This window comes from Streptomyces sp. BE303 (genome assembly GCF_036290945.1).
Taxonomy (GTDB): Bacteria; Actinomycetota; Actinomycetes; order Streptomycetales; family Streptomycetaceae; genus Kitasatospora.
The window spans coordinates 56840-68443 of the sequence record NZ_JAQYWZ010000593.1; the positions used below are offsets into that span (position 1 = coordinate 56840).

An 11604-nucleotide genomic window follows, 5' to 3' on the forward strand; every position below is an offset into this window, starting at 1 on the left:
CTTGCACTGTGGATGTGTACGTGCCGGACGTCCGGGCCGGTGCCCGGTTGTCACACCGGCGGGTGTTCGCCGGTCGATCGGTAGGACAGGGCCGGGGTTCAGGACGGCGTGGGGGCGAGCGACGCGATGGCCTCCCAGGCGAACCCGTCCGGGTCGGTGAAGGCGTCGGCGGTGCTGCCGAGGACGATGCGGTGCGAGCCGGTGCCGTCGACGGGGACGCCGAGGTCCTTGGCAAGGGCGCGGCGCTTGTACAGCGCCAGCGTGACGGGGCTGGACTGACCGGGGGCGAACTCGGCGTACTTGCCGCCGAAGCTCTTGGCCACGGTCAGGCCCCGGCCGGTGTAGAGCTGCTTGGTGGCCTTCACGTCCTCGACGCCGATCAGCAGGACGACCGCGTCGACCTCGCGGGTGGCGGGGCCGGTGTCCTTCTTCGCCGAGGTCGCGATCTTCCAGATCGTCCCGTCCGGGGCCCGGACGACGCCGCTGTAGCCCCACAGCGACTTCGCGGCGGGCTTCAGGACCGTGGCGCCGGCGTCCACGGCGGCGCCGAAGAAGCTGTCGACGGTGGCCGGCCCGGACACGGTGAGCGCCAGGGTGAAGCCGCGGAACCCGGTGGAGTGCGTCTCGGACGCCCGCAGGTGGATGTACGTGTCCACGCCGAAGGCGCTGTAGAAGCGGCGGGCGGCCTCGGGGTCGGCCACCTCAAGGGTGACGGACGCGAGGGACGTGTGGGCTGCGGTGGAAGCGGTGGTTGCCATGACCATCACGCTAGGGGCTGTGGGGCGGTCGGGGCTTCTCGATTCCTGACCGGTCTTGAGACCTGCTTCGCCACGCACGCTGGCATCCCCTCCACGTTGATCGCCGACCCCGCATCGGGGGCCGAACCCGCGGCATCGGCACGGTCGGCCGTCGTTTCCGCCGCATCCGCCGCTTCTGCCGCCTGGCGGCGGAAGGCCCCGGGCGGCATGCCGACCAGCTCGGTGAAGCGGGTGGTGAACGTCCCCAGCGACGCACAGCCGACCTCGAAGCAGACCTCGGTGACGCTGAGGTCACCCCGCCGCAGCAGCGCCGCCGCCCGCTCGATGCGACGCGTCATCAGGTACGCGTACGGCGCCTCGCCGTAGGCGGCCCGGAACTGCCGGCTCAGGTGCCCGGCGGACATGTTCACATCGCGGGCGAGCGCCTCCACGTTCAGCGGCTGCGCGTATTCCCTGTCGATCCGGTCGCGGACGCGGCGCAGCCGCGCGAGATCGGCCAGACGCTGCGCCTGAACGCGAGCACGCCGCCATTCGGCGTTGCACATGGGAGCCTCCCCTTTGTCTTGCATCTCTTCCATCTCCATCGAGGTCGTCGAGCGTCCGGGTGCCCGCCTCGGTGGGCACCCGGACGCTCGACGGTGTGGACCGGTCCGCCGGTCGGGCGACTGCCCGACAGCGGCGGGGCGGAGTCCGGGCTCACGGCCGGTTCACCGAGGTCCCGGACGCGGTCCTGGTGGGCGACCGACACGGCACCCACGTCCGCTCCGGTGCGCCGCCGCGTTCCGCACGGGTGGTCGCGGTGTCGGCCCGCACGGCCGCACCGGTGCCCGCACGGGTCAGCGCAGCTCCTGGATGCGGACCAGGTTGCCCGCGGGGTCGCGGATCGCGCAGTCGCGGATGCCGTACGGCTGCTCGGTCGGCTCCTGGACGACCTCGGTATCACCGGCCTGCACCTTCTCGAACGTGGCGTTGAGGTCCGGGGTGGCCAGCAGGATCCAGCCGTAGGTGCCCTTGGCCATCATCTCGGTGATCGTGCGGCGCTCGTCCTCGGTGATGCCGGGATCGGCGGCGGGCGGCGCCAGAAGGATCGACGTGCCCGGCTGGCCGGGCGGGCCGACCGTGATCCAGCGCATCCTGCCCTGCCCGACATCGCTGCGGACCTCGAAGCCGAGGACGTCGCGGTAGAAGGCGAGCGACGCGTCCGGGTCGTCGTGCGGAAGGGAGGTCGTGTGAATGGTGATGTCCATGGTGAGCAGGCTAGAGGTGGCTCCGTGAAACGCGCTTCTCCATTCCTGATCGATCCGGACAGTCGGGATGGTGTCGCCGGTGAGTCGGCGGGTCACGATGCTGATCATCGCGATCGGCACGGTGGTCGGTGTCGGCCTCGTTCAGTTGCCGTCTTGACGGGGGGAGACCGCCTCCTCCAGAGTTCACATGTGAACCCAAGGGGAGGGGTGTGCTCGTGAAATTCCTGGCCAGTACGTTGGTTCCCAAGAAGAGCAGGGGACTGGGAAGCCCGCCGCTCAGCCGGACGGAGCGGTTCACGGAGCTGATCGATCTCGCACTGTGGGCCGAGCGGGTGGGGTACGACGCGTTCGGGGTCGGCGAGCGGCACAATCCGGACCTGCTGTCGGCGTCACCTGCGGTGATCCTCTCGAACATCGCCGCCCGGACGACCCGGATCCGCCTGGTCACCGCGGTCGCGGTGCTGTCGCTCACCGACCCCGTCCGCTCCGCCGAGGACTACGCCACGCTCGACCACCTCAGCGGAGGACGGCTCGACCTGGTCATCGGCAAGGGCGGCGACCCGGTCGCGCCGAGCGTCTTCGGCATCGACCCGGCCGACCTGTGGGACCGGCTGGAGGAGGGGTACGAGCTGCTCCGGCGGCTGTGGCGGGAGGAGAAGGTCACCTGGGAGGGCCGCTACCGTCCGAAGCTGACCGAGGCGTCCCTCGAACCCCGGCCGCTCCAGCAGCCGGCGCCCCGGGTCTGGCACGGTTCGGCCACCAACAAGCGTTCCACCGAACTGGCGGCGCGCTGGGGGGACCCGCTGTACTCGGCCAACGGCACGGACCGCGTCGACCACTACCTCGACCTGGTCGCCCACTACCGCGAGCGGCTCGCCTTCCACGGCCACGATCCCGACACCGCGCTGGTCGGCGTGGGCGTGCATTCCCCCATCATCACCGACCGCTCGCAGGACGCCCTGGCGATCGCGCGGCCGATGTTCGAGGCCTCGGTGGCCGAGCACTACCGCGATCGCGCCCGCTTCCCGTTCGAGTCCCTGGAGGACTTCATCGAGAACGGATCCGCGCTCGTCGGTACCGCCGAGCAGATCACCGAGAAGCTCCTCGGCCTGCACCGGAAGTTCGGCAACCAGGTGTTCGGCGTCGGAGTGGAAGGGTTCTTCTCGACCTACACGACGGACCTGGCGGTCACCCGCGGCTACCTCGAACGGTTCTTCGCCGAGGTCGCCCCCGTCCTGCGGGCCGAGATCCCCACCACCGTCTGGGAGTGATCCTCAGTCCGACGCGTCCCGGCGCACATGGGCGCGGATCTTCTCGGAGATCGCGATGAGCCGCTCCACCTCGTCCGCGGTGAGAGCGCCGATCAGCTCCTCCCGGATGTGCCGGGCGCGGTACGCCTGCGCCCGGCGGAACACCGACAGGCCCTGCGGGGTGAGGGACACCGCCGTGGCGCGGGCGTCACCGGGCACCGGCTCCCGCTCCACCAGACCGCGCTGCTCCATGCGTCCGACGTGCTGGTGGAGCCGGCTCTTGCCGAACATCAGCGTCCTCGCCAGTTCGAACGCGCGCAGGGTGTGGCCCTCGGTGTTGCCCAGCGCGTCCAGAACCTGCCAGTCCGGCTCGGACAGCCCGGTGTCCTGCTGGAGCCTGCGGGTCAGCACCTGCCACAGTTCGACGTCCATGTGGAAGAAGGCGTCCCACAGTGCACGTTCGCGCTCTCGCTGCCGCATGGCTCCACACTGTACCGAGCCACCGCGCTGCTCCGTCCTCGTCGGCCTGCCGACGTGTGGCCGGGGCGGGCCGCCGACGAGCACGGCGGCCCGATCGGCGGCTCCGCCTCGCCCCTCGCGGGGCGCCGGTGGTGCTACTTCTGCCAGCCGATGGTCTCGGGCAGCGGGCTGTTGAAGATGGCGGCACCGACGTTGGCGAGGCCCTTGCGGAGGCCGTAGGTGGAGGGTCCGCTGTAGAGCGGCAGGAGGGCGTGCTGCTGGAGGGCCTTCTGCTCGATCTTGTTGACGGCCGCGATCTGCTGGCCGATGTCGGCGATCTCTCCGGTGGCGCGGATCTCCTTGTCCAGCTCGGGGGTGCCGGCTCCGGTGATGTTGGAGTCACGGTCCGAGCAGTAGAAGTCGCACAGGTACCGTGCGCCGAAGGGGTCCGTCGAGCGGTTGCCGGAGATGAACAGGTCGAAGCGGCGGTCGCTGAGCACCTTGGAGAACTCGTTCACGGAGACCTTGTTGACGGTCAATTTCACGCCGACGGTCTTGAGCATCGCGGTGAACGCTCCGGCGACGGCCTTCTCGATGGGGTCGTCTCCGAGCAGGGTGTAGCCGAGTGCGAGCTCCTGGCCGTCCTTGGTGCGGACGCCGTCGGCCCCGGGCGCCCAGCCGGCCGCGTCCAGGGTCTTCCGGGCCTGCTCCGGGGCGTACTTCAGCACGGCGGTGAGGTTGTCCTGGTAGCCCTGCTGGAAGCTGTAGAGCACCGCCGAGCCGGGCAGCGGTTCGGTGAAGTCGAGGCCCTGGAACCGGATCTTCGCTATCTGTGCGCGGTCGATGCTCTCCTGCACCGCCTTGCGGACCTGGACGTCGCCGAGCAGCGGGGACTTGGTGTTGAGGTACAGCGCGTACTCGAAGGGGCTGCCGCCGCTGCGGACCTCGGCGTCCTTGGAGGTCCTCACCTGCTTGAGGTTCTCCGCGGTCCCGACGGGGGCGTAGTCGATCTCGCCGTTCTTGAAGGCGTTGATCGCGGCGGCGCTCTCCAGGTTGACGTAGACGCGCTTGTCGAGCTTGCCCTTCCGGCCCCACCAGGAGGGGTTGCGCACGAAGGTGATGTTGCCGGACTGGGCGTCCCAGGTGCCCACGGTGTACGGTCCGGTGCCCCATTCGGGGTGGGCCGTCTTGACGTACGCCTGGTTGAAGTTGGCGACGGTCGCGGCCTGGGGGTGCAGGAAGGTGGTGAACAGCGCGGACCAGGAGGCGTTGACGCCCTTGAAGGCGATGACCGCCTGCTTGTCGTCCGCGCCCCGGGTGACGGACGTGATGAGGTCGTAGCCGTCGGTGGAGGAGGCCGCGTAGTCCTTGTCCGTGCCGTTGTTGGACTTCCAGGTGGCCTCGATGGCCCGCCAGTCGATCGGGGTGCCGTCGTTGAACACGGCCTTGGGGTTGAGGGTGATGACGACCTTCTGGTCGCCGCCCTCGACCGAGACCTTCACGTCGCTGTAGTAGTCCGGGTTGTACTGGACCTCGCCGGTGGGCGAGTAGGTGATGGCGTCGGCGTTGTACCAGGACCAGATCCGCAGCGTGTTCAGGGTGCCGTTGACGTTGAAGGGGTTGCCCTGCTCGTCGAAGGTGCCCGCGGTGGTGTAGGTGCCGCCGTCCTTGATGTTCTCGTACGGCTGGGGGTTGTAGTCGGTGACCGAGGACGCGACCTTGGCCGTGTCCTTGGCGGTCTCCTTGGCGTCCGGCCCGGAGGAGGACGAGGAGGAGCACGCGGTGGCGGCGACCGCGACGGCCGCGACGAGCGCGAGGGGCAGGGTGAGCTTCCTACGCATGGGGTGTCCTTGTGGGATCGGTGTGAAGGGGTGGGGCGGCGCGGGTGTCAGACCGCGTGGCAGGCGTACTGGTGGTCGGAGCCGTCCGGGGTCCCGGCGGTGGCCGGCCGTTCGGTGCGGCAGCGCGTCTGTACGCTCTGGTCGGAAACTCGGTAGAGCGGGCAGCGGTCGACGAACACGCAGCCCTCCGGCAGCCTGGCGGCGCTGGGCTGCTCGCCCGCGAGGACGATGCGCTCGCGGTGGCGTTCGCGCTCAGGATCGGGCAGCGGGATCGCCGACAGCAGGGCCTTCGTGTACGGGTGCCGGGGCCGGGCGAAGATCTCCTCGGTGGCGCCGGACTCGACGATGTGTCCGAGGTACATCACGGCGATGCGGTCGGAGAAGTAGCGCACCACGGCCAGGTCGTGCGCCACCACGAGGTAGGCCAGGCCCAGTTCGCGCTTCAGTCGGGCGAGCAGGTTGATGATCTCGGCCTGCACGGAGACGTCCAGGGCGGACAGCGGCTCGTCCAGGACCAGCAGCCTCGGCTCGCGGGCCAGGGCGCGGGCGATGCCGACGCGCTGGCGCTGGCCGCCGGACAGGGCGGCGGGGAAGCGGTCGCCCAGGGCGCGGTCCAGGCTCACCAGGTCCAGGAGCCGGGTGACCCGGGCCCGGACGGCCGACCGGTCGGCGCCGGCGGCCCGGAGCGGTTCGGCCAGCAGGTCGAAGACGGTCAGCCGGGGGTCCAGGGCGTCCGTCGGATCCTGGAGGACGATCTGGATGTCGCGCCGCAGCTCGCGCACCTGGGCGGCCGACCGCAGCGTGGCGACGTCGGTGCCGGCCACCTCGATGCGGCCGCCCTCGGGGGCGCGCAGTCGCAGGACCTCGCGCAGCGTGGTGGTCTTGCCGCTGCCGGACTCCCCGACCAGACCCAGGGTTTCGCCGGCGCGCAGTTCGAAGCTGACGTGGTTGACCGCGTGCAGGGTCCCCACCCGGCGCCTGAGGACGGCTCCCTTGGTGACGGGGAACGTCTTGACCAGGTCCTCGACGCGCAGGACCACTTCGCCGGCGGTCCGCTCCCCGGCGCGGGCCGCAGGCACGGGCACGGCGCCCGCGGCCGGGTCGAGGCTTCCGTCGGCGATCTCCTGCGCGCGGTGGCAGGCGACCCGTCCGGGCTGCCCGGCCGGTGCGGTCAGGTCCGGTGTGGTCAGGTCCGGTGCGGTCAGGTCCGGTTCGGTGGTGCGGCACACGTCCTGGGCCACCGCGCAGCGGGGCGCGAAGGGGCATCCGGCGGGCAGGGCGGCCAGCGAGGGCGGCTCGCCGCCGACCGGGATCAGGGGCCGGTGGACGCCGCTGTCCACGGTGGGGACGCTGGCCAGCAGACGGGCGGTGTAGGGCATCGTGGGCCGGCGGAAGAGCTCGTCGACGCCCGCGTGCTCGACGATCCGTCCGGCGTACATGACGGCGACGTCGTCGGCGTGGCCGGCCACCACGCCCAGGTCATGGGTGATCAGGACGAGAGCTGCGCCGGTCTCGCGCTGGGCCAGGCGCAGCACGTCGAGGATCTGGGCCTGGACGGTGACGTCGAGCGCCGTGGTGGGCTCGTCGGCGACGAGGACCGAGGGCTTGTTGGCGATGGCCAGGGCGATGACGACGCGTTGGCGCATGCCGCCGGAGAACTCGTGCGGGAACGACTTGGCGCGTTCGCGCGGGTCGGGGATGCCGACCAGGTCGAGCAGTTCCACCGCCTGCTCCCAGGCGTCCTTCGTGGACAGATCCCGGTGCACGCGCAGGGCCTGGGAGAGCAGCCGGCCGACGCTGAAGATGGGCGTGAGCGCGGACATCGGGTCCTGGAAGACCATGCCGATGTCCTTGCCGCGCACCCGGGAGATCTCCCGGTCGTCCATCGCCGCCAGGTCGCGGCCGCCCAGCAGGATCCGGCCGCTGAGGTGTGCGGTGGGCGGCAGCAGGCCCATGACGGCGAGGGCGGTGGCGGACTTGCCGGAGCCGGACTCGCCGACGATGCCGAGGGTACGCCCGGGCAGGAGGTCGAAGTCGATGCCGCGTACGGCCTCCACCGGTCCGGCCTCGGAGGGGAAGGAGACGCGCAGGTCGCGAACGGACAGGACGGGTACGGGCTCGGCGGGCCCGGCCGCGGGCCCGGTGGGGCGGGCGGGTGCGAGGGTCATCGTCGGCCTCCTGCCGCACCGGTGGATGTGGGGTCGAGGGCGTCGCGCAGGCCGTCGCCGACGAAGGTCATCGAGACGGTGAGGAGCACGGTCAGCCCGGCGGGGAAGGCGAAGAGCCAGGGGGCGCTGGTGATGGTGCCCGCGCCGTCGGCGAGCATCGTGCCCAGTGACACGTCGGGGGTCTGCACGCCGAAGCCGAGGAAGGACAGGGCGGTCTCGCTGAGCACGGTGGAGACCACGCCCAGGGTGAGGTTGACGATGAGCAGGGAGCCCAGGTTGGGGATGATGTGGCGCACGACGATGCGCAGGGGGCGCACGCCCATGAACTCCGCGGCGAGCACGTAGTCGCGCTCGCGCAGGGACGTCGACACCGACCAGACCACGCGGGCGGTGGACATCCAGCCGAACACCGTCAGGACGAGGATGAGGACCCGCCAGTCGCCGGCCAGCCGGTGCGAGACCAGGGCGAGGATGAGGAAGGAGGGCACGATCAGCAGGAAGTGGATGAGGGCGAGGGTGGCCTTCTCCACCCGCCCGCCGAAGTAGGCGGCGCCCGCGCCCACGACCGCGGAGATGGCGACGGTCAGCAGGGACACGCTCACCGCGATCGTCAGCGAGCGCTGGAGGCCGTGCACGGCGGCGGCGTAGATGTCGTTGCCGCCCTGATTGGTGCCGAACCAGTGCTCGGCACCGGGGGCCTGGGTCAGGGCCGAGAAGTCGGCGTCCGCGTAGCCGTGCGGGGTGAACAGGTCGCCGAACGCGCTGAACAGCACGAGCAGCAGGAAGATCACGACGCCGGCGACGGCGATCCGGTTGCGCAGGAAGCGGCGGAGGTAGAGGCGGTGCCGTCCCAGGTAGCGCCCGTCGTGCTCGGTGGGCGGAGGGTCGGCGGTCGGCCCGGGGGCAGCCCCGGTGGCGGCGGCGGTCGTGGCGGTGGCGGTGGCGGTGGCGAGGACGCTTTCGGAGGTCGCGTCGGGACTCATAGGGGTGCCCATCTCAGCTGACCCGCACCCTCGGGTCGAGGAGAACGGTGGTGATGTCAGCGAGGATCGCGCCGACCGCGGTCAGGGCGGCGGCGAAGGCGGCGGTGGCCACGGTGCCGTGCACGTCGTTCTTGTTGATGGTCTGGATGAAGTACTGGCCCATGCCGTTCCAGCCGAAGATCGTCTCTGTGAGGACCGCGCCGGTGAAGGCGGCGGGGATGCTGAAGGCCACGGACTGGGCGGTGGGGATCAGGGCCGTGCGCAGGGCGTGTCGGCGGATCGCCTGGGCGCGGGTGAGCCCGGTGGCCCGGGCGGTGCGCACGAAGTCGGATCCGATGACGTCCAGCAGGAGGGAGCGCTGGGTGAGGTGGTAGCCCACGTACCCCGTCAGGGTGAGTGTCAGCGTCGGCAGGATCAGGTGCGCCAGCCGGTCACCGATCGTCGCCCAGAACCCTTCCACGTCGGGCGACTTCTCCCCTGCGACGTACAGGAAGTGCCAACCCGCCTGTTCGTTCAGCCGGATGGCGAGGAACACCAGAGCGAGGGCGGCGATCGACACCGGGACGTTGAAGAGCGCCATGGACAGGGCCTGGGCGGCCCGGTCCCGCCAGCCGTACTGGCGCGAGGCGGTGTGGACGGCGAGCGAGACACCGACGACCACGGACAGGACCGTCGCCCCGATCACCAGTTCGGCGCTGACCAGGGAGCGGTAGCCGATCTCCCCGTTCACCTGGACCCCGACCGGGGAGCGGCCCCAGTCGAAGCGCAGGACCACACCGGTCAGCCAGTCCCACCAGCGGTGGAACAGCGGCTCGTGCGGATCGAGGTTGTAGGGGGCCAAGGCCCGGGAGATCTGCTCCTCGGTGCGGACCGGGCGCAGCTCCTTGAAGTTCGAGCGCGGGTCGAGGAACCAACTGGCCAGGAAGTACGTGGCGTTGGTGGCCACGGAGATGACCAGGAGCCAGCCCGCCGCCCTGCGTGTCACGTACCGGAGCACGGACGCCACCTCCCCACCGGATGCGGCGGGTGCGGCTGGGGAGTAGCGGGTCTGGGGGAGCTAGGCATGCGGGTGGAACTCTTCCGATCCAGGGAGTGGTTGCACGACCGTGCAGAGGCCAGTCTGTGTGCGAGCGACACGTGGCACCAGAGATCAGGGCATTTGGACACGAAGACGAAATACCCCCGCAGCAAATGGACGTGTCCGCGTCACAATTCGATCGATCCGCAGGTGGGACGGGTCGTAGCAGCGCAGGGCCCCGGGCCCTGTGGCCGCTGCGGCCGGTGCGGTAGAGACGGCGTCAGCTTCCGGTGCGGGGAGGGGCGTCGGCCTCGCCCTCGGCCGGCCCGCGCTCGCCGGGGCGGCATCCCGCTCAGCACCGTGCCCGTCGTGTCCCGGCCGGTCCGGGGCAGGGCGACGTGGACGCCGCCGGACGAGACCTCGGGAACCGGACGACGGCGACCTGGCAAGTGGGCCTGTTCGCGGTCCTGGTGTCGGTCACTCAACCGGGGCGTCGTAGTGAATCGCGTCCTCGGGGCCCCAGGGACAACGGAGTGGCGGCTCACCGTCGCCAGCGCCCGGCCGTGGGATCACCCCCGCAGGCGCGGGGAGCAGCTGCCGGACGGCCTGCGTGAGCGCGGTGCCGAGGGATCACCCCCGCAGGCGCGGGGAGCAGATGTCCGAAACCGTTACACGACCATTGTGGTCGGAATCACCCCCGCAGGCGCGGGGAGCAGACTCTCTGACCAGTGACTCTACGGCCCGGGAAGCTGGTTCCGTGCATGATTCGTTGATTCGGTCATATCGGGTAGATGCTGTCGTACCGGATGGTCGTCTTTCCTGGGACTCGGCCTGCGGGTGGAGCGGTTCTGGACGTCCCGCCAACGGTAGCGCCATGGCGCTGGACACGGCCGCCAGGCAGCAGCCGACCCCCGCTCGACCGGGGAACTTCCTGCGGGCGTCGGTGTTGCCACCGAAGACCGGCCGACCCCCGCCCCGGCGGGAAGAACCAGGCACGCACGTGTCGCCGCGGCCGGGTGACCCTCCTGTAGAGGGAAAGCTGGGACGGCGTCCCGATCGACCTCACCCACCGCGGCCAGCCTCCGCCCGCGCGAAGACGACCCCAGCGCCGCCAACCCGACAGGCAACCCGGTTGCCGCTCCCCGCACCCGCAGGGAGGACGACTTCGGGCTCACCCTGCTGGGCAACCACGTCGGCTCCGCCGAGCGCGCACAGGAGCTTTTCGACGCGGTCGCCGACCTGGTCGATGTGCGCGGCTGCCCGGCCTGCCCCACCGCCTATCTATACACCTGCGACCTCAAGGCCACCGCCTGACGCTGCGCTCGGGGGGCGCCGGGGTGGGACTGTCCTCAGACCGTCCCACCCCGTTTCGCCTGGTGGGAGCGCTTTGCGATGTGCTGGGGCAGGGTTGGGGCGGGTGCACCGGCCCCGCCTGGTGACCCGGAGCTGCCAGGCTGGGAAATCATGACCGCCCGTCGCAGCCTCTCGCTGTCCGCCTTCTCCGGGCCCGCCACCGACGCTCCCGTGCCCACCCAGTCGGGTGGCCGCCGGTTTCTGCCGGTCGAGCAGGGCTCGGACCTTCGCCAGCCGCCCGGCGAGAGCGAGCCCGCACCCGCGCCGGCCCGGCGCCCCTGGCCCCCGACGGACTCGCCTTCTGAGCAGCTCACCACCTACCCCACCGCCTGCTGTCTTCCCGCGCCCCCACCTGGACAGTGGTCGTAGCCGACTCGGCTCCCGCTTCGGATACCGTGTTCCTCTACGGGGTGCCATAACGGATGTGACGCCCCCCACCGGAGGTAAGTCAGCGTATGAGTTCAAAGCGCAGCAAGAATCCAGCCCTGCCCGTACTCGACGACGCATTCCGACTCGCGTCGGTCAAG

At 70.9% G+C, this 11604-nt stretch carries 9 protein-coding genes; 1 reads left to right on the forward strand and 8 read right to left on the reverse strand.

Annotated elements, in window-relative coordinates; all coding sequences use genetic code 11:
- Positions 1-98: 98 nt before the first annotated feature.
- From PUR56_RS13230 to PUR56_RS13240, 3 genes are all read right to left on the reverse strand, one after another.
- Entirely contained in the window at positions 99-764 is a 666-nt protein-coding gene (locus tag PUR56_RS13230; RefSeq protein ID WP_443034489.1) for a glyoxalase, read from the reverse strand.
- Positions 764-1303, reverse strand: a complete 540-nt coding sequence (locus tag PUR56_RS13235) for a helix-turn-helix transcriptional regulator (RefSeq protein ID WP_329949049.1) — start codon at positions 1301-1303, stop codon at positions 764-766. Before PUR56_RS13235 ends, PUR56_RS13230 begins: the two co-directional genes overlap by 1 nt.
- A gap of 291 nt (positions 1304-1594) precedes the next feature.
- The gene (locus tag PUR56_RS13240) at positions 1595-2005 is read right to left on the reverse strand and encodes a VOC family protein (RefSeq protein ID WP_329879784.1); all 411 of its coding nucleotides are present in this window, start codon (positions 2003-2005) and stop codon (positions 1595-1597) included.
- 209 nt (positions 2006-2214) lie between these two features.
- On the opposite strand from PUR56_RS13240, the gene PUR56_RS13245 reads away from it, so the two are divergent.
- The gene (locus PUR56_RS13245) at positions 2215-3276 is read left to right on the forward strand and encodes an LLM class flavin-dependent oxidoreductase (RefSeq protein ID WP_329879785.1); all 1062 of its coding nucleotides are present in this window, start codon (positions 2215-2217) and stop codon (positions 3274-3276) included.
- A 3-nt stretch (positions 3277-3279) separates the two neighbouring features.
- Here the strand turns inward: PUR56_RS13245 and PUR56_RS13250 are convergent, their stop codons facing one another.
- The 5 genes from PUR56_RS13250 to PUR56_RS13270 all read right to left on the reverse strand — a co-directional run bounded on the left by PUR56_RS13250 (position 3280) and on the right by PUR56_RS13270 (position 9703).
- On the reverse strand, positions 3280-3735 hold the full coding sequence (locus PUR56_RS13250; protein WP_329879786.1) for a MarR family winged helix-turn-helix transcriptional regulator: 456 nt from the start codon (positions 3733-3735) through the stop codon (positions 3280-3282).
- A gap of 134 nt (positions 3736-3869) precedes the next feature.
- Positions 3870-5555 (reverse strand): ABC transporter family substrate-binding protein, encoded by a 1686-nt coding sequence (locus tag PUR56_RS13255; protein ID WP_329949050.1) that lies wholly within the window; start codon positions 5553-5555, stop codon positions 3870-3872.
- A 47-nt stretch (positions 5556-5602) separates the two neighbouring features.
- Positions 5603-7723 (reverse strand): ABC transporter ATP-binding protein, encoded by a 2121-nt coding sequence (locus PUR56_RS13260; protein ID WP_329949051.1) that lies wholly within the window; start codon positions 7721-7723, stop codon positions 5603-5605.
- On the reverse strand, positions 7720-8706 hold the full coding sequence (locus PUR56_RS13265) for an ABC transporter permease (protein WP_329949052.1): 987 nt from the start codon (positions 8704-8706) through the stop codon (positions 7720-7722). Before PUR56_RS13265 ends, PUR56_RS13260 begins: the two co-directional genes overlap by 4 nt.
- Before the next feature lie 13 nt (positions 8707-8719).
- Positions 8720-9703: an ABC transporter permease gene (locus PUR56_RS13270; RefSeq protein WP_329949053.1), complete on the reverse strand. Its 984-nt coding sequence runs from the start codon at positions 9701-9703 to the stop codon at positions 8720-8722.
- Positions 9704-11604 lie beyond the last annotated feature (1901 nt).

Excerpts from the sequence above, each read along its gene's own strand:
- PUR56_RS13265 (WP_329949052.1), bottom strand. The coding sequence starts at position 8,706 with ATGAGTCCCGACGCGACCTCCGAAAGCGTCCTCGCCACCGCCACCGCC.
- PUR56_RS13235 (WP_329949049.1), bottom strand. The coding sequence starts at position 1,303 with ATGTGCAACGCCGAATGGCGGCGTGCTCGCGTTCAGGCGCAGCGTCTG.
- PUR56_RS13260 (WP_329949051.1), bottom strand. The coding sequence starts at position 7,723 with ATGACCCTCGCACCCGCCCGCCCCACCGGGCCCGCGGCCGGGCCCGCC.
- PUR56_RS13255 (WP_329949050.1), bottom strand. The coding sequence starts at position 5,555 with ATGCGTAGGAAGCTCACCCTGCCCCTCGCGCTCGTCGCGGCCGTCGCG.
- PUR56_RS13230 (WP_443034489.1), bottom strand. The coding sequence starts at position 764 with ATGGTCATGGCAACCACCGCTTCCACCGCAGCCCACACGTCCCTCGCG.
- PUR56_RS13250 (WP_329879786.1), bottom strand. The coding sequence starts at position 3,735 with ATGCGGCAGCGAGAGCGCGAACGTGCACTGTGGGACGCCTTCTTCCAC.
- PUR56_RS13240 (WP_329879784.1), bottom strand. The coding sequence starts at position 2,005 with ATGGACATCACCATTCACACGACCTCCCTTCCGCACGACGACCCGGAC.